General features: G+C 37.5%; 26 protein-coding genes. 15 read left to right on the plus strand and 11 right to left on the minus strand.

Annotation, left to right across the window (positions count from 1 at the left end; all coding sequences use genetic code 11):
* Positions 1-39 precede the first annotated feature (39 nt).
* From ND811_RS08905 to pnuC, 6 genes are all read left to right on the plus strand, one after another.
* Complete coding sequence (locus tag ND811_RS08905; RefSeq protein WP_407658886.1) at positions 40-1,059, plus strand: hypothetical protein; 1,020 nt, start codon at positions 40-42, stop codon at positions 1,057-1,059.
* Positions 1,019-1,549, plus strand: a complete 531-nt coding sequence (locus ND811_RS08910) for a FlgO family outer membrane protein (protein WP_265361158.1) — start codon at positions 1,019-1,021, stop codon at positions 1,547-1,549. Before ND811_RS08905 ends, ND811_RS08910 begins: the two co-directional genes overlap by 41 nt.
* Before the next feature lie 111 nt (positions 1,550-1,660).
* A complete protein-coding gene (locus ND811_RS08915; protein WP_265351714.1) occupies positions 1,661-3,916 on the plus strand; it encodes an aconitate hydratase in 2,256 nt (751 codons plus the stop codon).
* A gap of 63 nt (positions 3,917-3,979) precedes the next feature.
* Positions 3,980-5,131, plus strand: coding sequence for a hypothetical protein (locus ND811_RS08920; protein WP_265351713.1), 1,152 nt, complete (start codon positions 3,980-3,982; stop codon positions 5,129-5,131).
* Complete coding sequence (locus ND811_RS08925) at positions 5,131-5,808, plus strand: class I SAM-dependent methyltransferase (protein WP_265351712.1); 678 nt, start codon at positions 5,131-5,133, stop codon at positions 5,806-5,808. Before ND811_RS08920 ends, ND811_RS08925 begins: the two co-directional genes overlap by 1 nt.
* Positions 5,809-5,845: 37 nt before the next feature.
* Entirely contained in the window at positions 5,846-6,511 is a 666-nt protein-coding gene (gene pnuC, locus ND811_RS08930; RefSeq protein ID WP_265351711.1) for a nicotinamide riboside transporter PnuC, read from the plus strand.
* 9 nt (positions 6,512-6,520) lie between these two features.
* Here pnuC and ND811_RS08935 read toward each other — a convergent pair whose 3' ends face one another.
* From ND811_RS08935 to ND811_RS08945, 3 genes are all read right to left on the minus strand, one after another.
* Complete coding sequence (locus tag ND811_RS08935; protein ID WP_265351710.1) at positions 6,521-6,898, minus strand: DoxX family protein; 378 nt, start codon at positions 6,896-6,898, stop codon at positions 6,521-6,523.
* Positions 6,899-6,974: 76 nt separating this feature from the next.
* A complete protein-coding gene (locus tag ND811_RS08940) occupies positions 6,975-7,436 on the minus strand; it encodes an SRPBCC family protein (RefSeq protein ID WP_265351709.1) in 462 nt (153 codons plus the stop codon).
* Position 7,437: 1 nt separating this feature from the next.
* Positions 7,438-7,791 carry an ArsR/SmtB family transcription factor gene (locus ND811_RS08945; protein WP_265351708.1) on the minus strand — a complete coding sequence of 118 codons (354 nt, stop codon included), beginning with the start codon at positions 7,789-7,791 and terminating at the stop codon, positions 7,438-7,440.
* Between the two features lie 151 nt (positions 7,792-7,942).
* On the opposite strand from ND811_RS08945, the gene ND811_RS08950 reads away from it, so the two are divergent.
* Both ND811_RS08950 and ND811_RS08955 read left to right on the plus strand, forming a co-directional pair.
* Positions 7,943-8,176, plus strand: a complete 234-nt coding sequence (locus ND811_RS08950; RefSeq protein ID WP_265351707.1) for a type II toxin-antitoxin system Phd/YefM family antitoxin — start codon at positions 7,943-7,945, stop codon at positions 8,174-8,176.
* Positions 8,173-8,559 carry a type II toxin-antitoxin system VapC family toxin gene (locus tag ND811_RS08955; protein WP_265351706.1) on the plus strand — a complete coding sequence of 129 codons (387 nt, stop codon included), beginning with the start codon at positions 8,173-8,175 and terminating at the stop codon, positions 8,557-8,559. Before ND811_RS08950 ends, ND811_RS08955 begins: the two co-directional genes overlap by 4 nt.
* Before the next feature lie 271 nt (positions 8,560-8,830).
* Here the strand turns inward: ND811_RS08955 and cutA are convergent, their stop codons facing one another.
* The 5 genes from cutA to ND811_RS08980 are packed head-to-tail and all read right to left on the minus strand — an operon-like array spanning position 8,831 to position 10,812.
* Complete coding sequence (gene cutA, locus ND811_RS08960) at positions 8,831-9,160, minus strand: divalent-cation tolerance protein CutA (RefSeq protein ID WP_265351705.1); 330 nt, start codon at positions 9,158-9,160, stop codon at positions 8,831-8,833.
* Positions 9,161-9,210: 50 nt separating this feature from the next.
* Positions 9,211-9,456 carry a hypothetical protein gene (locus tag ND811_RS08965; protein WP_265351704.1) on the minus strand — a complete coding sequence of 82 codons (246 nt, stop codon included), beginning with the start codon at positions 9,454-9,456 and terminating at the stop codon, positions 9,211-9,213.
* A gap of 4 nt (positions 9,457-9,460) precedes the next feature.
* Positions 9,461-9,796: an LBF_4227 family protein gene (locus ND811_RS08970; protein ID WP_265351703.1), complete on the minus strand. Its 336-nt coding sequence runs from the start codon at positions 9,794-9,796 to the stop codon at positions 9,461-9,463.
* The gene (locus ND811_RS08975) at positions 9,797-10,081 is read right to left on the minus strand and encodes a hypothetical protein (RefSeq protein WP_265351702.1); all 285 of its coding nucleotides are present in this window, start codon (positions 10,079-10,081) and stop codon (positions 9,797-9,799) included.
* 5 nt (positions 10,082-10,086) lie between these two features.
* A complete protein-coding gene (locus ND811_RS08980; protein WP_002975764.1) occupies positions 10,087-10,812 on the minus strand; it encodes a response regulator transcription factor in 726 nt (241 codons plus the stop codon).
* A 58-nt stretch (positions 10,813-10,870) separates the two neighbouring features.
* Between ND811_RS08980 and ND811_RS08985 the strand changes: the two genes are divergently transcribed.
* Positions 10,871-11,287: a DUF4279 domain-containing protein gene (locus ND811_RS08985; protein WP_265351701.1), complete on the plus strand. Its 417-nt coding sequence runs from the start codon at positions 10,871-10,873 to the stop codon at positions 11,285-11,287.
* Here ND811_RS08985 and ND811_RS08990 read toward each other — a convergent pair.
* Positions 11,256-11,615: a hypothetical protein gene (locus ND811_RS08990; protein ID WP_265351700.1), complete on the minus strand. Its 360-nt coding sequence runs from the start codon at positions 11,613-11,615 to the stop codon at positions 11,256-11,258. The two genes, ND811_RS08985 and ND811_RS08990, sit on opposite strands and share 32 nt — an antisense overlap.
* Before the next feature lie 13 nt (positions 11,616-11,628).
* Here ND811_RS08990 and ND811_RS08995 point away from each other — a divergent pair, with 13 nt between their 5' ends.
* The gene (locus tag ND811_RS08995; RefSeq protein ID WP_265351699.1) at positions 11,629-12,600 is read left to right on the plus strand and encodes an amino acid--tRNA ligase-related protein; all 972 of its coding nucleotides are present in this window, start codon (positions 11,629-11,631) and stop codon (positions 12,598-12,600) included.
* 10 nt (positions 12,601-12,610) lie between these two features.
* On the opposite strand, the gene ND811_RS09000 is transcribed toward ND811_RS08995, so the two are convergent.
* Positions 12,611-13,000 carry an LA_2478/LA_2722/LA_4182 family protein gene (locus ND811_RS09000; RefSeq protein ID WP_265351698.1) on the minus strand — a complete coding sequence of 130 codons (390 nt, stop codon included), beginning with the start codon at positions 12,998-13,000 and terminating at the stop codon, positions 12,611-12,613.
* 91 nt (positions 13,001-13,091) lie between these two features.
* Here ND811_RS09000 and ND811_RS09005 point away from each other — a divergent pair, with 91 nt between their 5' ends.
* Both ND811_RS09005 and ND811_RS09010 read left to right on the plus strand, forming a co-directional pair.
* Positions 13,092-13,676 carry a DUF6935 domain-containing protein gene (locus ND811_RS09005; RefSeq protein ID WP_265351697.1) on the plus strand — a complete coding sequence of 195 codons (585 nt, stop codon included), beginning with the start codon at positions 13,092-13,094 and terminating at the stop codon, positions 13,674-13,676.
* Positions 13,677-14,489: a ZIP family metal transporter gene (locus ND811_RS09010; RefSeq protein ID WP_265351696.1), complete on the plus strand. Its 813-nt coding sequence runs from the start codon at positions 13,677-13,679 to the stop codon at positions 14,487-14,489. It abuts the gene before it with no gap.
* Positions 14,490-14,515: 26 nt separating this feature from the next.
* Here ND811_RS09010 and ND811_RS09015 read toward each other — a convergent pair whose 3' ends face one another.
* The gene (locus ND811_RS09015; RefSeq protein ID WP_265351695.1) at positions 14,516-14,707 is read right to left on the minus strand and encodes a hypothetical protein; all 192 of its coding nucleotides are present in this window, start codon (positions 14,705-14,707) and stop codon (positions 14,516-14,518) included.
* 79 nt (positions 14,708-14,786) lie between these two features.
* Between ND811_RS09015 and ND811_RS09020 the strand changes: the two genes are divergently transcribed.
* The 3 genes from ND811_RS09020 to ND811_RS09030 are packed head-to-tail and all read left to right on the plus strand — an operon-like array spanning position 14,787 to position 16,621.
* Positions 14,787-15,185, plus strand: coding sequence for a hypothetical protein (locus ND811_RS09020; RefSeq protein ID WP_265351694.1), 399 nt, complete (start codon positions 14,787-14,789; stop codon positions 15,183-15,185).
* The gene (locus ND811_RS09025) at positions 15,182-15,574 is read left to right on the plus strand and encodes a hypothetical protein (RefSeq protein WP_265351693.1); all 393 of its coding nucleotides are present in this window, start codon (positions 15,182-15,184) and stop codon (positions 15,572-15,574) included. The genes ND811_RS09020 and ND811_RS09025 overlap by 4 nt, the downstream gene beginning before the upstream one ends.
* A gap of 57 nt (positions 15,575-15,631) precedes the next feature.
* Positions 15,632-16,621 (plus strand): BtrH N-terminal domain-containing protein, encoded by a 990-nt coding sequence (locus ND811_RS09030; protein ID WP_265351692.1) that lies wholly within the window; start codon positions 15,632-15,634, stop codon positions 16,619-16,621.
* Positions 16,622-16,774 lie beyond the last annotated feature (153 nt).

Consider the following 16,774-nt stretch of genomic DNA (forward strand, 5'->3'; position numbering starts at 1 on the left):
ATTCATCGGAATTTAGGAAATATGTTTCATAGTTTCTCTATGTACTCCCCGAAATCTTCGGTATTTGTTTCCTTATTCTCAGGTTTAGGTCTTCTGGGGGTTGTTTTTATTGCGCCCTTAAAAGACTCTAATATGCGAGAATCTGAATCGTCGAACTTGCGTAAGTTGGATGATGGTTTTTCACGCCAAGTAAGTTTGGGTTATGAAACAAATGTTGAGAATGGACGATCTTCTGAATATAAGAGTAATCTTAAGTTCCTTCCTTCAAGTCCTTTATCTGGTTCGAAAAAAGAGATACAAAATACCTCTCAATGGAATCCATTTGCCATTACTGGTTCCAAGTTGGATTTTGATTTTTCTCCTCAGGCAACTTTAGTTTGGGATGCAAAGTTAAGTGGAGAGCCGTCTCTTTCTCAGTCCTCTCTTGCGGGTCCAGTTCATCCATCGGCATCGCTCATCTTTCGTCAATTAGAAGCCAATAAGCGGTCGTTATATGATCCAAGACAATCTTATGAATACCAAGGAAGTTTCAATCCCTCGCAATTTCTGAAAGTCCAAACAGCTGTATACAATGTAAAAACAGAAAATCCAGTTGCGGCCTATGGAGCAGAAGGTGGTAAATTTTCTTTTTTTTTCGGTAGTGACAAAATCCAATTAAATCTAAAATACAATTACGTAAATCCAAGGCCAGGTACTGTTCCTCAGGGCCAATTTGGATTTGGTTCGGCACAGGACAATGCATCTCTCGGACTTATCTTCTTTTTAGGTTCTTCGAAAAGTTATTCACTTTATGTAGGGAATCAGATTTTTAATGTCTTCAATGATCCTTTATTGCATATTAAAGATCAAAATGGTAGATCTCCAGAAACTTTTTCAGCCTCTTTTCGAGGGAAACATCCTGGCAAACTGAAAACTACTTTTTTTCTTAATTTTCAGAACCAATTTTACAAAGACGGTATGCTAATTGGGGTTCCTGGTGGTTATATGTATGGGAATGGGTTTAATGGAAAATCGTTTTATGAATATGTTACCTCACTTGGGATGGAACTTGCTTTTTAAAAAAATCGTTTTTATATTTGTTTTGTTTAACGTTAGCGCATGTTATTTGGGGGAAGAAAGAGAGTCAAAACCTCAAAAAAAAACAGTTCCCCCTCTCGAACAACTCGCAGTTTCTCTTTCCGAAAAGGGTTTTTATTTTCAGCCTCAAAGACTTGTCGTTTTAACTTTTTTAGACCATGACGGTAAAAAAAGTCCATACGGCGAAATCCTAGCAGAGAAACTCACGACAGAACTAGTGAAAAAAGACAGGTTTCAGATTTTAGACCGACTGGCCAACCAAAAGGTTTTAAAGGAAGCAGGACTTGGACTTGATTCTCCTACAGACACTGCCACCTTGCGCAAAATAGGTGATGTTTTGAAACTGGACGTTATCATTACGGGAATTGTGACACCATACCAAGATGGAGTTTTTGTCAATACCAGGCTGATTGAAATCAAATCAGGCCTCATCCTCAAAGCGGATGAAGTTTATGTCCGTATCGACGGCTAAAAAAGATACTGGTTCTCACTAAGGACCCAAATTTACTGATTTTAGCACTTGTAGTTTAATTTTCGATTGATTCCCTTTTTTCCTGCGGTCTGATAGGTATAAGAGGTTCAGATGGCATTTGATATAGAAATGATTGCGGCACGTTATTCCAAAATGGAAGCGGCCATCGCACAAGCCAGGAAGGTAGTGGGTCGACCCCTCACACTTACAGAAAAGATTTTATACAACCACCTTTGGGATGGGAACCCGTCCAAAAGTTTTGGTCGCGGTGCTGACTATGTAGATTTTGCACCAGATCGTGTAGCCATGCAAGATGCAACAGCGCAGATGGCACTTCTCCAATTTATGCAAGCAGGTCGTAAAAAAGTAGCGGTTCCCTCCACCGTTCATTGTGACCACTTAATTACAGCAAAAGACGAATCTGGTGTGGATCTAGGTGTTGCTGTCAAAGAAAACAAAGAAGTTTATGATTTTTTATCCTCCGTTTCTAATAAATATGGTATTGGATTTTGGAAACCAGGTGCTGGTATCATCCACCAAGTGGTTTTAGAAAACTATGCTTTCCCTGGTGGGATGATGATTGGAACCGATTCTCATACAGTAAATGCTGGTGGACTTGGAATGGTTGCGATCGGTGTTGGTGGTGCTGACGCTTGTGATGTGATGGCAGGCCTTCCTTGGGAACTTAAGTGGCCCAAAGCAATTGGTGTTAAACTCACAGGAAAGTTAAACGGTTGGACATCGGCAAAAGATGTTATTTTAAAAGTAGCTGGGATCCTTACTGTAAAAGGTGGGACAGGTGCGATTGTCGAATATTTTGGTCCTGGTGCAGAAGCCCTTTCTTGTACTGGTAAAGGAACCATTTGTAACATGGGAGCAGAAATTGGTGCCACCACTTCTACTTTTGGTTACGACGAGTCTATGGAAAGATACTTAAGGTCCACTAACAGAAGTGATGTGGCGGATCTTGCTAACAAATACAAAGCACACCTTACTGCTGATCCAGAAGTGTATGCTGATCCTTCTAAATACTTTGACCAAGTCATTGAAATTGATCTGAATACATTAGAACCATACGTGAATGGTCCATTCACTCCAGATCTTGCCACTCCTATTTCCAAAATGAAAGAAGAGGCTGCCAAAAACGGTTGGCCCCTCAAAGTAGAAGTGGGCCTCATCGGTTCTTGTACGAACTCTTCTTATGAGGATATTTCAAGAGCAGCTTCCCTTGCCAAACAAGTGGCGGCAAAAGGTTTAAAAACCAAAGCGGAATTTACCATCACTCCAGGATCGGAATTGGTTCGATACACCATTCAAAGAGACGGTTTCATTGATTCCTTCCATAAAATTGGAGCCAAAGTTTTCTCTAATGCTTGTGGGCCATGTATTGGAATGTGGTCGCGGGTAGGAGCAGAAAAAAAGGAAAAGAACACAATCGTTCATTCCTTCAATCGTAACTTCCAAGCCCGACAAGATGGAAATCCGAATACTTATGCCTTTGTGGCTTCTCCTGAAATTACAACCGCTCTTGCGATTGCGGGGGACTTAGGATTCAATCCACTCACAGATACTTTAACCAACGAAAAGGGTGAACAGGTAAAGTTAGATCCGCCAACAGGCGAGGAACTCCCTAACAAAGGTTTTGCGGTCGAAGATGCTGGTTTTGTTGCTCCTGCGGCAGATGGGTCTGGGGTACAAGTCATTGTTGATCCAGCATCGACTCGATTACAACTTCTTGCTCCATTCAAAGCGTGGGAAGGAACAGACCTTAAAGGTCTAAAACTCCTCATCAAAGCCAAAGGAAAATGTACAACGGACCATATTTCTATGGCAGGTCCTTGGCTGAAATTCCGTGGTCACTTGGATAATATTTCCAATAACCTTCTTATCGGTGCAACGAACATCTTTAACGGAAAAACCAATGAAGTGAAAAACCAACTCACCGGAAACTACGAACCAGTTCCGCAAACTCAAAGAGCTTATAAAGCCCAAGGGATTGGATCGATTGTAGTCGGGGACGAAAACTACGGTGAAGGTTCTTCAAGGGAACATGCTGCGATGGAACCAAGGCATTTAGGTGTAAGAGCGGTTCTTGTAAAATCCTTTGCACGGATTCACGAAACAAACTTGAAAAAACAAGGGATGTTAGCACTTACTTTTGCAAACAAAGAAGACTACGATAAAATCCAAGAGGATGATGTGATTGATATTGTGGGCCTTACAAGTTTTGCAGAAGGAAAACCACTCACTCTTGTTCTCAATCATAAGGATGGGAAGAAGGATGAAATTTCTGTGAACCATACTTACAATGCGCAACAAATCGAATGGTTCAAGGCAGGTGCTGCTTTGAATTTGATGAAAGCGTAAATTACAAATAAAGTCTCAAACGATCGCCAGATACGGGTTATCTGGCGATTCCCTTTTTCATAAATGCCAAAACAAAAATCCAAACTAAATCTAGAAACAGAGGAAACTCTAGTCTGGACGGGAGTTTCTTCCAACCAAACGAAAGCTCAAAAAGAGTTTAACGATGCCTTTCGTAAACATAAAGAAACTTTAGAGCGTTCCAAGGAAATTGAGCCTTTATTCCAACTTGTAAATGAAACTTATTTACAAGAGGTTTTGCCTGAATTAGAAAAACAGAAAAAGTTAGAAAGGGAACGATTTGCACTTATGTGCTCAATCCTATTGGAAGAAAAACTCTCTTTTGGAAAAATGCAGAGAGAATTTTTGCGTAGGTATCTTTTGGATATTTGTAACGATTCAATGATGGAAGATACAGGTTTTTACGGAATTTATCGTGATCAATTAGAAACTAAATTCGAAAAGATGGAGCGGATTCGGTATAAAAACCAAATGGAATCAAGAATCAAAAATACATTTGGGATTGATATTGATTTGGATGACATGAATCGTACTACGTTTGATTCAGAAGAAGAAAGAGAATCACACGAAGAAAAGTATAGAGAGTTTCGCGAGAAATATGAAGAGTATCGCTCAGAATACTTCAATAGGTCTCGTACCCATTCCGGGGAACGCAAAAAAACAAAAGCGCAAACCGAAAGAGAGAAAAAACAATTAGAAGCAGAACGTTTGTTAAGTACAGACATTAACACTTTATTCAAAAATTTAGCTAAACTCATCCATCCTGACAAAGAACAAGATCCGATATTACGAGAGCGAAAATCTAAACTAATGACTAAACTTTCTAGTGCGAGAGATAATATGAATATCGCAGAGATATTAGAAATTAAATTGCAAGTGGATGAATTATTGCCAAACCAACAAACGGACGTTTCTTTTCATGATACCTCTATCAAACGTTTTATTGGAATCATTAAAACTAAGATTCGCGAACTTGAGGATTCCATACGTCAAAGATTTTTTTCTCATCCTCTTATGGCAGATTTTTCAGAAAAAAAGATTAGTAAGGAATCGTTGGGTAAATATCTAAAACGAGTTAAACTAGATAATCAAATGGTTACAAAGGCCTATGAAAAGGAAGTCCAACAGCTCAAAATGGAACCAAAGTATATTAAAGAAATGATTAAAGAATTACAAAGCCTAGGGGTTCAATTTTAGTGAAGGGATTCTTAAATAGAAAAAACTTTGGCCTCGGCAAAAATGGTAAAAAATTCGATGGTACTTATTGGTCAGATATATATGGAAATGGTCTAGATGTTGATGGTTCTTATAATGCCAAACAACATGCCGAATATCTGAAATCACTCTTTCAGTTAATGGAGATTCCTGTTTACAGAATGGCTGATTTTGGGTTTGGAAAAGCTATTTTACTCCGAGAGATGGTAAAAACTTTTTCTCCTGTTAAGGTATATGCGGTGGATGCTTCCAAAGAAGCCTACGAAGACCTAAAGAAAAAAGATTGGGTCAAAAAATCTGATAAGTTCCATATTTATCACGAATCTTTAGAAACTCTAAAGCTCCCCAAATTGGAAAAGGATCCAGTAGAACTCGGAATTTGTAATTCAGTGATCCAATACTTACCAGATTCTATGATTCCCAATGTTCTGGAAAAAATGGCGAAATATTGTAACTATTTATACTTCACTGTTCCAACTAATGAAGACTATGCGGTCATGAAAGAAGAAATGAAATTCACCGACCCTTATGCTTTTTCTAGATCAAAAAAAAAATACAGAAAGTGGATTTCTCGCGATTTTGAAATTGTAGGATATAATCTTTTGCAAAGTAAGTGGTTAGGAGAAAAGGGATTCAAGGAAGATTTTTTTAGGATTTAATAAAAGAATCCGAAGCCTTCTAATTTAATGTCTCAGTATGTTTGATTTATCCTTATTCTTTTCAAAAGAACTTCAGATTTTCTCTTTTTTCGGCAACCCGATCAGTCTTATCGAACTTCTCGGCACAAGCACAGGACTTTTTTGTGTTTATTTAGCATCCAGGAATCATATCCTAACTTGGCCTTTTGGGATCTTAACTTCTACTTGTTTTTTCTTTTTATTTTTTCAAATCCAACTTTATTCAGATATGTTATTACAAATTTATTTTTTTGGATCTAGTGTTTATGGTTGGTTGGTTTGGCGGAAAAGAACAGGTGCTTATATAAAAATTCAATCATTGGGAAAATCAAAAACTTTGTTTCTTGTAATAGTCATTCTTCTCGGAACTTTTTTTCTGGGAGAAATCACGAGTCGGTTGCCATTCTGGTTACCCAGTATTTTTATAAAACCCCCGGAATTCTTATATTGGGATGCATTTACAACTGTAGGAAGTATTTTTGCTAACTTTTTACTTGCTCTAAGAAAATTGGAATCTTGGTTTTTATGGGTGTTTGTTGATATAGTTTGTATTATCATTTACTCATTAAAACAAATTCCCTTAGTGACTCTGGAATACATTGTATTTTTGCTCATTGCTTTTTACGGATGTTACCATTGGTATAAAGAATACAAACTTCATTCCAATGGCAAAGAATGTCTATGAAAAGTGGACTTAAGTATTAGTGCGCCTGTGTTCTGGCCGTAAATACCAAGAGATCAGAGTGAGAGAGAGAAGCAGTAAAGAAGGAAAAATCTCACCAAACGCGTGGCCACAGGCTATATGGGAAAAAGCAGCTCCAGACATCGCAAAGAAAAATCCAGCGTAAGCCCATTCCTTTAACAAAACCAATTTTGGCACGAGAACTGCAATCACACCAAACAATTTCCAAACACCGAGTAGGGTAAGAAAATAAGTGGGATAACCTAGTTGGTTAATTTTTTCTACTTCTTCCGGTAGTTTAATTAATTGTACAATGGCCGTTGATACCATACCAAGTGACAACCATAGGGTAAAAAACCAGTAAGTAATTTTTTTCGTTTTCTCAGACATCTAATTTCTCCTTAAGTAAAATATAATTCCTGTTTGTTGGTATTTTTAAACGAATCATAAAATTAAAAACTCAAAACTAATTTTGGATTATTTGTTCTAATCTGTTGTGAGCCATGTTGATTCCTTGTGCAAATGGCATCTTTAAAATTTGGTCCCTTTGTTCGACGGATTTATAAATAATCTGCATAATGAGTTTACTTTTGGTTTCAGAAATCTCCTGAAATTCAAAAAACTCAAGTTGTATTGGAAAACCTGTATTTTCCATTTCAAAGGTGCGGACAAAACTTTCATTTTCCTTTATATTTAGTAAAACTCCATTGGCTCGAAATAAAACAATGCCATCAGGATTTTTTGTTTCAAAAATCCAACTACCATGATTTTTTGCTTCGAACATAAGCACTTTGTTCCCCATCCACTGTTCGATAAGTTCCGGTTCCATGTGGGCTTTAAATACTAAAGAAGTTGGTAAATCAAATTCACGTTCAATCCTTAACTCTTGTTTGCCGTCTTCTGCATAAACCTTAGTTTTGAGTTCCATATTAAAATCCTTTTGATTTAAATTTTCTTTGTTTAAGTTTTTTTTGGTAACTTTTCATTACCGTTTCTAGTTTGTTAAACCGCTCCTCCCAAAGTTTTTGGAAAGGTGCAATGAAGTTGGCAATCTCTTTCATTTTAATTGGGTTTAGGTGGTAATATATCTCACGACCGTTAGGTTCTTTTTTTAACAATTCACATTCAGTTAAAATTTGTAAATGTTTAGAAACCGTGGGTCTTTTGGTTTCGAACTGGGAGGCAATGGCCCCTGCTGTCATAGACTGGGTGGCCACAAGGAGGAGGATGGCTCGCCTTGTGGGATCTGCAATTGCTTGAAAAACATCTCTTCTTAAATCCATTGTGTAGCCATTTGACTTATCAATGATATGTAGTCATTTGGCAACACTTTTTTTATTTCAAGAAAATTGCAAAGGAATTTATATTATGGAGCCGCGAAAGCTTAATGGAAATTGGTTTGACTTAGCCCGGTTTCTTAGCTAATCTTTTGTTATGGAATATAACATTCATGATGCTAAATCAAATCTTTCGAAATTGATCGTACAAGCTTTAGAGGGCAAGGAAGTGATTATTTCCAAGTCAGGGAAACCCATTGTGAAACTTGTTCGAATCACACCAGATAAGAAGTTAAAACGCAAAATTGGATTGTATCAGGGTAAATTAAAAATTTCTGAAAGTTTTTTTGAGCCACTTCCCGAGGATACTATTTCTGGATTCCATTCGTGAAATATCTCCTTGATACTCATACTTTTTTATGGATGGTATACGAACCAGAGAAACTTTCGAAAAAAGTTTTACGTGTCGTTGAAAACGCGGACACTGATCTTTTCCTCAGTGTTGCCAGTATATGGGAAATTATTATCAAATATAATTTGGGAAAACTGAATTTACATATTTCCCCCGAGAAAATGATTTCTGAATCATTAATTGCAACAGATTGTCAAACCTTGACTATTAGTATGGGTCATACATTTGGGCTTGTTGGCCTTCCTGAATATCATCAAGATCCTTTTGATCGTATTTTGGTCTGTCAATCTAACTATGAGAAGATGGCAATTCTTACCAAGGATGCGCTTGTTACTCAATACAAAGTGGATGCAGTTTGGTAGATAGTCCTTTGATGAAGCTAAATTTACATTACCAAATGTAGACGAAAATGGGAAAATGTAAATATCAGAATATTTATATATAATGAAATACAAAAAATTTTGGATAAAAATAAGTATTACAGAATAGGTTCCCTTTTCCTATAAACCTTCGCCAGGGCATACGGAGGGCTCGGTCTGCCTTAGGCAGACGGGAGCGAACGCGGACCCCGGAGTACGCCCGGTCGTTTATATAAAAGAGGTTAGTTTTAGAAAATAGTTCGAGGCGCCAAACTTAGCTATTTTTTTTAATCTTATCTTCCACAAACGCTTTGTAGGCGGGGCTTCCGAAACTTACATCCATACGAATGATTTCAGGTGCAATGTAAGGATGACGTTTCATAATATATTCTTCGATCGCATTGTACTTGTCAGCTTTTGCTTTGAGAAGGATTTTATTTTCTGTATCGACAGTGATTTTCCCTTCCCATAAATAAACAAGTTCCACTTCGGGAAAGATGGTTCCTGAAACGATGATTCCTTGTTCTAACATTTCCGAGATATGTTCTTCGGCCATATCACGATCGCCAATTGTGGTAAATACTAAAATTTCTTCGGAAGCCATGTGAAATCCTTGTTTGTTTTTACAAAGATCGGCTTTTGGTAGGGAATCCCTTATTCTTTTGGAGATTTATTTTGTAAGTAAGATTGGAATCCTTCTTTCACTTGGTCTACCATTCCCGACTCACGAACAGAGCGAATCACTCGTTGCCAGAATTTGATTTTTCCTTCAAACTCATTCCATCCGAGTTGTAAGTCCATTCGTTTGATTTTAAGTAGCATCCTAAGTTCGGTGAGGGACATGTCCCGTGGATCTTTGTCTAAATACCGATCGTGGTCTGTTAGGGGATTGAATCTCATGGAATTATTTTTTCTTAAGAACCAGTGATAAAAAGAAAATAGCAAAGATCAAAAATCCAATTCCTGTTCCAAAACTAGAAAGGATGGGGTCTCCTGCTGCTAGGAACTTTTGAATGCTTAAATACACACCGTATGATATGTATAAAAGACCTAAGAAGATTAGGAAAAAAGACGTGAAAATCCAAACAGAAGAGAGGACCAAATTTTTTAAATAAATTTGGAGATTTTTCTGAATGTAAATCGCCATTACTTCACCATAGGCAACGACCTTGGCAACTAATTCTTCAAAGGCGGCTTTGATCCCGCCTTTTTTGCGATGTTTTGTGTGTTTCTCGTCCAATTATTTCTTCTTAAAAATTAAGCCAAGAGCCAGTCCAAGACCAAGACCTACACCAAATCCAATGATTGCCGCTTTTTGCGGGTGTTCTTTTACATAAGATCCAACATTGTCTATGACTTCTTTTGCTTTGATAGAAGCCTCTTCACTTGCTTTACCTAACTTTTGTTTGATGTCGCTTACTTGTTCCATATACTTCTCCTTAGCTCTTTGTTCAATTTCTTTGGCTTTTTTTTCATACAACTTAATTTCGTCGATGAGGGTTTTGTCTCTTTTGACTTCTTCCATATTGTTTAGTCGGGAACCACAATATTTTCAAAGTTGTCGGTGAAACGATATCCGATTCCCCAAATGGTTTCGATCCATTCTGGTTGTGCAGAATTTTTTTCTAGTTTAGAACGAATGCGTTTGATATGACTGTCAATCATCCTTTCAAATCCATCCCATTCCACACCCCAAACGGATTCCAAAATCATTTCTCTTGAAAAAACTTTCCCTGGTGAACCAGCTAAGAGTTGTAAGATGTCAAATTCCTTCCTAGAAATATTGATGATGTTTTCGTTGAGAGTGACACGTCTGCGGATGGAATCAATTTTAAGAGCACCACGAATGATTTCTCCTGCTTGACCCACATTGGGTTTGATTCCAATTTTTTTGTCCCATCGACGAAAGAATACATCCACTCTTGTTTTCAGTTCGCGAACCGAAAATGGTTTTGTGATGTAATCATCAGCGCCTAACTCAAGTCCCATGATGCGATCGATTTCTTCTGTCCTTGCGGATAAAATGAAAATCGGTGTGCTTTCGTCGGCTTTACGGATGCTACGGCAAATCTCCATACCATCAATGTCCGGTAGAGATAAATCCAAAATCACTAAATCAGGATGATTGGACTTGTAAAATTTCAAACCTTCTTCGCCGTTTTCAAAAACGGAGGTTGTGTAATGAGCAGAATCGAGTGATTTCCGAATTAAGTTCCCAATATCCGGATCGTCCTCAATTACCAAAATATTTTTCATGTTTTTCCCTTGAGTTCTTTCTCAATTTGGTTCTTGTAGTAGAAAAAAAAAGTAAAAAATGGAATCGGGAACACAAAGAGAAGCAAAATCGTGGGCGATGTTCGCCGTCACAGGACCAAGGCTTAGGCCGCAGGAACTGACGGAAAAATTGGGCATCCAACCCGACTATTACCACGGAACGGATGTAAAAGACATTGAAAATATGACAATTTCAGGTCATTGGCAGCTCAATTCTAAATTGGGACCAGAATTCCCAGTATTAGATCATATTTGGGATTTGCTTAAAACTTTAGCACCTGTTCGAAAAGATTTAAAAGAATTCACGGAAAATCATGAATCGACCATTTTTGCTTCTGTAGAGTTTGCCTCAGAGTACACAAAAGGTGTGGTTCTCGACAAAAGAACTATGCTTTTGTTAGGTGAGCTGGGTGTGAATTTAGAAATTATCCCCTGGGATCTCGATGGGACTCCCTAAGGATGGCCGGACTTGGGAAAACAAGTCGAATTAGGTCAAATCGTTTTAAATATATATAACTAGAAACGGGTAATCCAAGTAATACAAGAACTCTTTTTTTTAATCGTAGGTCGCGAGCCATATTTAAAAGTTTAGTAAGAAGCGTTAGGGGAAGATAGGGAAGGTTGGAAAGATCCATTTGAATATGAGATCTTGTTTGGAAGAACAACATATGCATTACAGAATCCAATTCTTCTTCTAATTCTAGATGAACTTCCTTAGATAAAATGACAATTTCATACGCGTTTTGAACTTCCCTTACGCTCAGGTATTTTGTTTTTTTTGCCATTGGAGGTAATGGTATGATTTCTCTCTCAAAAGATACAGTTATTTTTCGATCTCAAGTATTCAAAATGGTACGTGAGATTCTATCGCGAAATGAGTTTTTGGAGGTAGATACGCCGACATTCAAACCCGTAGTAGGTATGGAACCATATTTAGATCCGTTTGAAGTGCGTTCCCCTAACGGTAGGGAAAAAGGTTATCTTATCACATCTCCTGAATACAGCTTAAAACAAATGATGGCAACGGGATTGGATCGTATCTTTGAACTCGCTCATACTTACCGGTCGGGCGAGATGGGAAGTGGGGTCCATTCTAAAGAGTTTGTGATGTTAGAGCTTTATGCAAAAGGAATGGATGATGAGAAATTACGTTATTTTATCGAAAAATTCCTCAGAGAATTGATTTATACTTTTGGAAGAGAAAAAGACAAAATGAATATATTGAATCCTAAATGGATTCGACATCTTTCCGTAGAAGAAATATTTTTACAAAATCTTGGACATGGTTTTCAAAAAGAGAATTTAATCAAAACCATTGAGTCAAAAAAACTCTCAAATACACCTGTTTCAGAACTTCTCCATTGGCAATATGAGGATCTTTTCTTTTTAGTTTTTTTAAACTTAGTAGAGCCAAATTTAGGTGAAGGAATTGTATTTTTATATGATTATCCTCCTGAATGTGCTGCCCTTGCCAAAATTGTCGATGGTGTTGCCAAACGATTTGAAATTTATTGGGACGGTTTGGAGCTTGCCAATGCTTTTTATGAACTGAGCGATGTAAAGGAACAGAGAAAACGTTTTAGCGAAGAACAGAAGTTACGTTTAAAATTAGGAAAGGAAGTTTTTCCTATGGATGAAGATTTTTTGGGATGTTTAGAAAATGGATTTCCAAATTGTTCTGGAATTTCCATTGGTATGGACCGACTGATTTTGAAATTATCAGGAAAAAACGGGCTAGAAGAGATTAGCCCGTATTGGATGGAAGTGTAGATTGTTTTGTTTAATCTTCTTCTTGGAATTTTTCGCAAGCCTCCGGAACTTTTCCTTCTTCTAATTCGGCACAAGAAAAGGCTGCCATTTCTTTCGCACATTTTTTCATATCTTCCAAATCTTGTTTGGTAAGTTTTTTAGTGGGTTGGTTGTTTGCCGGTTTTTGTCCGTCTACAACGTAATTTTTATAACGAGATTCACAGACGTTCCCATTTACAAATTGGGACTCGATCATTTTCCTTTGGTCTGCGGGGAGGTCTTTGAGTTTTTCTTTCATACACTCAGAAGATTTTGCGCACATTTTTTTGGACAGGGCTTGGAATTCTTTCGCATCCTTTAATGTTTGTGAGGTGATTAGCAAAGGAAGAAAAAAGAGAGAAACGAGAAATATTTTTTTCATACAAAAAGATTACGGATCACTGTCATTTGGTAAAGAAAAAAATGAAGAAAAAGGATTGAAACCAGATCATATGATTCTAGGATTCTCGACCATGAAAACATTCATTAGTTTGTTAGTCTTTTGTTTCTCCTTACCGCTTGTGGCACAAAACCTGACAGAGAGAAATCCTGTTAGTATTCCGTCTGAACCTACGACAGTAGAAGAATTCAAATCCTTACAATCAAAATTGGCTTCCACACCGGAAGGCGGAGCAGCGATGTTAGTCCTTGCCATTTCCATTTATGGCAAAAATCCAGAATTGGGAACCAAAGCAGTGGTCCTTTCTGTCCTCTCTAAAAATAGACAGAAGTCTACAAAACCCTCTGCAGTAGATGGAATGGATTTGGGGAATGGTGATAAATATCTTCTTGGGCAACTGGATAAATACAAAATGTTATCCAATGGTTATTGGAAAGGTGCAGAACCAGCTAACGGATATACACCGAGTTCTCCCTTAACGGTGGAAACATTCACCAATCCCTATTCAGGTGAGGAATCAGCAGGGAAACTGAAGCTTTTTGTTGCGACTCGCGGTGCCTCAAGTTTCAGACCCGTATCTTTGGAAAAAGATGCCGATGGACTTTGGAGAGCCAAAGAAATGAGTTCTCTTTTTGTCGGAATGATGCCACCCAAATAGATGTTAGATTCAATTATGTTATTACACCCAGTGGTTTTGGCACTTCTTGCTACTGGGTTTACTTGGTTTTGTACGGCTTTTGGTGCTGGGTTTGTTTTTTTCTTTCGCACGGTACCAAGGCCTGTTTTTAATGCAATGCTTGGCTTTGCTTCCGGGATCATGATTGCCGCCAGTTTTTGGTCACTTCTTTTGCCATCGATTGAACTTTCTGAACGGGCAGGAAATCTTGCTTGGTTTCATGTAAGTCTCGGTTTTTTATCCGGAGGCCTTTCTCTGTATTTATTACATAAACTTCTTCCTCATTTGCATGTAGGTTTAGAAGAAAATCGTTTGGAAGGAGGGAAGTCTTCCTTTCAAAGAAGTTTACTTTTAGTTCTTGCAATCACTCTTCATAATATCCCGGAAGGTTTGGCAGTTGGCGTCGCTTTTGGGGCGCTTGGTGAGGGCTTCACATATGAAGCACTAATGGCAGCGGTGGTTGTTGCTTTTGGTATCGGCATCCAAAATATTCCAGAAGGGGCGGCTGTATCCATTCCTTTGTTACGCGAGGGATTGAGTGCCAGGAAAAGTTTTTGGTATGGACAGCTTTCTGGGTTTGTGGAACCAATTGGTGGCCTTTTAGGGGCAGTCCTTGTGTTTTATGTTGAAAGTTTACTGCCCTTCGCACTTTCCTTTGCGGCAGGGGCTATGATTTTTGTAGTAGTGGAGGAACTCATTCCAGAATCTCATACTGGTAAAGAAACGGAAATGTCAACTCTAGGTGCAATGTTTGGATTTGTTCTAATGATGGCTCTTGATGTAGGGCTTGGTTAATCTTTTAGTAAATTTGGAATATTCTATTATACTGGAAAGTATTCTTGCCAATTATCAGCAAACCGGTGTACATTGGTAAATTTACGGCTTTTATCGTACAAGCGAAATAGAATCCATGATTGAAGTAACAAATCTAAAGGTATTGGATCGATGTGCAAAGGAAATAATAAATCATTTGAAGTAACATTGTTTTTGTTATTTGGCGCTTGTATCTCCATTCCTGAATCACCAAAAAATAATAAGGATGAATATGAGACAAGATATTGTAATATTTAGAAATAGTGTAAGGAGGATAAAATGAAAATCTTGAAACAAGTGATTGTATTAGGTATCGTGTTAGTTTCGTTCCAATGCGCCAACACATCTTATTATCAAACATGGGGCACACATAAAGTACGCCTCAATGGTTATTCTGCAAACGAAGGTTATGCTATCATTGATTCGTTTGAGATCACTTTTACAAGGGTGTATATGTTTTGGGGTCTTTCTAATATTCGGGATAAATCCTTGGATGAATTGTTGGCAGAAATTTATCTCAAACATCCGAACACAAGTATTGGGGATTTAAAAATTTCCGAAGAATATGAATTCTCTGACAGTATTTATGATTTAGTTACCTTTGGAATTTTACGTCCTTATACACTTCATTTAAAAGGAAATATATATTCCAAGAATACAGGGAGTGGTTCAAAATGAAAAAAATATATTGTAATGTTTTGTTAGTGTCTTTATTTTTTGGTGTTTCGTGTGCTTCTTATCAATATGAAATTGTAGATTCAAAAATACCAATTAGTTTTTCTGCTGAAATGGAAAAGGATGAAAAATACAGACATTTTTCCATTGAAACTAAACTTTCTTGGTATTTATTTGATACACAACCAATAGACAGTTTGAATTTAGATGAAGTTCTAAAACAAAATCTTCCTAATGCGAAGAAAATTTTTAATCTTCGAATCTACTCCAAAGAAAACGTAACGGATTCTTTGATTAGAACATTAACAACTGGTGCGCAAATACTTTTGGCCTCCAATCGTGCCTTATACTCGCAAAGGACGATCATTATTGAAGGATTGGTGGTAGAGTAAACGAAAATATTTTAGTAAGTTATGAAAACCATTACAACGTTGGTAATCACTTAAATTATGATTTTAACTAATCTTTCGCCCTTTGAGGGAGTTCATTGTGAAACAACAACTACCGGTACTCTTTTAAAACATATCGGAATTGATCTTTCTGAACCTATGTTATTTGGCATTGGAGAAGGGCTTAGTTTTATTTTTTGGAACATGAAGTCGATGGACTTCCCCTTTATTGGTGGGAGGACAAAACCAGACCAAATCACAACAAACATCACTAAAAATTTAAGTTTGAACCTTAACATACAAGAAACGGCATCGAAGTCAAAGGCATGGATGTCCGTTCGTGATTTAATTGATTCTGGAATACCAGTTGGCTTAAAATTGGATTGTTTTCATTTGGAATATTTTTCGAAACCGATTCATTTTGCAGGACATTATGCTGCTCTATATGGATATGATAAGACTAATGCTTATTTGGTGGATACCAAACAACAGGGAACTAAGGTAAAGACTTCCTTAAAGAGTTTAGAATTGGCAAGAAATGAAAAAGGACCAATGGCTTCCAAAAATCTTTTTTATACCATTGCGGCAGGGAAAAAACAGACAAACTTGGGGAAGGTGGTGGTTCTTGCGGCAAAAAATAACGCTCGTGAGTACCTCAATCCTCCCATTACTAATGTTTCTTATAAAGGAATTGGAAAACTGGCATCCCATTTGGAGAAGTGGTTTCATTCTTCAAAAGACATCCAAAGAGATTTTGGAACCACTGCTATGATGATGGAAAAAGCCGGGACGGGTGGTGCGATTTTTAGAAATTTATATAGGGATTTTTTGTTAGAATCTTATGAGCTAACCAATGATCCCATCTTTAAAAGAACCCATTTACAATTCCAAAAGATTGCCGCTCACTGGACAGAAATCGCAACTTTGTTTGATACCTTAGGCAAAAAAGGTGAAGTAAGATTGCTAGGGGAAATAAAAGACCTTCTCCATTTAGTTTCTGAATTAGAATTTAGTTCTATGAACGAATTATCGAAACTAAAAGGGAAATGATCTTTTCGTAATTGATTCCTTTTTTATCAATCATGACGATCTTCCAGAAATTTTAGGAAACCAGAATTCTGGAAGATACTCTTTTTACAAAGATCCCTGCGCTGAGTTCGAAACTTCCTCCCAAGTTTCCGCAGCCGCGAAAGTGCAAGCACC

This window comes from Leptospira soteropolitanensis (assembly GCF_026151655.1).
In the GTDB taxonomy this organism is placed as follows: domain Bacteria; phylum Spirochaetota; class Leptospiria; order Leptospirales; family Leptospiraceae; genus Leptospira_A; species Leptospira_A soteropolitanensis.

Bases quoted from the DNA above. Each gene is read 5' to 3' on its own strand.
- ND811_RS08905 (WP_407658886.1), top strand. From the start codon at position 40: ATGTACTCCCCGAAATCTTCGGTATTTGTTTCCTTATTCTCAGGTTTA.
- ND811_RS08910 (WP_265361158.1), top strand. From the start codon at position 1,019: ATGAATATGTTACCTCACTTGGGATGGAACTTGCTTTTTAAAAAAATC.
- ND811_RS08915 (WP_265351714.1), top strand. From the start codon at position 1,661: ATGGCATTTGATATAGAAATGATTGCGGCACGTTATTCCAAAATGGAA.
- ND811_RS08920 (WP_265351713.1), top strand. From the start codon at position 3,980: ATGCCAAAACAAAAATCCAAACTAAATCTAGAAACAGAGGAAACTCTA.
- pnuC (WP_265351711.1), top strand. From the start codon at position 5,846: ATGTTTGATTTATCCTTATTCTTTTCAAAAGAACTTCAGATTTTCTCT.
- ND811_RS08935 (WP_265351710.1), bottom strand. From the start codon at position 6,898: ATGTCTGAGAAAACGAAAAAAATTACTTACTGGTTTTTTACCCTATGG.
- ND811_RS08940 (WP_265351709.1), bottom strand. From the start codon at position 7,436: ATGGAACTCAAAACTAAGGTTTATGCAGAAGACGGCAAACAAGAGTTA.
- ND811_RS08945 (WP_265351708.1), bottom strand. From the start codon at position 7,791: ATGGATTTAAGAAGAGATGTTTTTCAAGCAATTGCAGATCCCACAAGG.
- ND811_RS08950 (WP_265351707.1), top strand. From the start codon at position 7,943: ATGGAATATAACATTCATGATGCTAAATCAAATCTTTCGAAATTGATC.
- cutA (WP_265351705.1), bottom strand. From the start codon at position 9,160: ATGGCTTCCGAAGAAATTTTAGTATTTACCACAATTGGCGATCGTGAT.
- ND811_RS08965 (WP_265351704.1), bottom strand. From the start codon at position 9,456: ATGAGATTCAATCCCCTAACAGACCACGATCGGTATTTAGACAAAGAT.
- ND811_RS08975 (WP_265351702.1), bottom strand. From the start codon at position 10,081: ATGGAAGAAGTCAAAAGAGACAAAACCCTCATCGACGAAATTAAGTTG.
- ND811_RS08980 (WP_002975764.1), bottom strand. From the start codon at position 10,812: ATGAAAAATATTTTGGTAATTGAGGACGATCCGGATATTGGGAACTTA.
- ND811_RS08985 (WP_265351701.1), top strand. From the start codon at position 10,871: ATGGAATCGGGAACACAAAGAGAAGCAAAATCGTGGGCGATGTTCGCC.
- ND811_RS08990 (WP_265351700.1), bottom strand. From the start codon at position 11,615: ATGGCAAAAAAAACAAAATACCTGAGCGTAAGGGAAGTTCAAAACGCG.
- ND811_RS08995 (WP_265351699.1), top strand. From the start codon at position 11,629: ATGATTTCTCTCTCAAAAGATACAGTTATTTTTCGATCTCAAGTATTC.
- ND811_RS09000 (WP_265351698.1), bottom strand. From the start codon at position 13,000: ATGAAAAAAATATTTCTCGTTTCTCTCTTTTTTCTTCCTTTGCTAATC.
- ND811_RS09005 (WP_265351697.1), top strand. From the start codon at position 13,092: ATGAAAACATTCATTAGTTTGTTAGTCTTTTGTTTCTCCTTACCGCTT.
- ND811_RS09010 (WP_265351696.1), top strand. From the start codon at position 13,677: ATGTTAGATTCAATTATGTTATTACACCCAGTGGTTTTGGCACTTCTT.
- ND811_RS09015 (WP_265351695.1), bottom strand. From the start codon at position 14,707: ATGGAGATACAAGCGCCAAATAACAAAAACAATGTTACTTCAAATGAT.
- ND811_RS09020 (WP_265351694.1), top strand. From the start codon at position 14,787: ATGAAAATCTTGAAACAAGTGATTGTATTAGGTATCGTGTTAGTTTCG.
- ND811_RS09025 (WP_265351693.1), top strand. From the start codon at position 15,182: ATGAAAAAAATATATTGTAATGTTTTGTTAGTGTCTTTATTTTTTGGT.
- ND811_RS09030 (WP_265351692.1), top strand. From the start codon at position 15,632: ATGATTTTAACTAATCTTTCGCCCTTTGAGGGAGTTCATTGTGAAACA.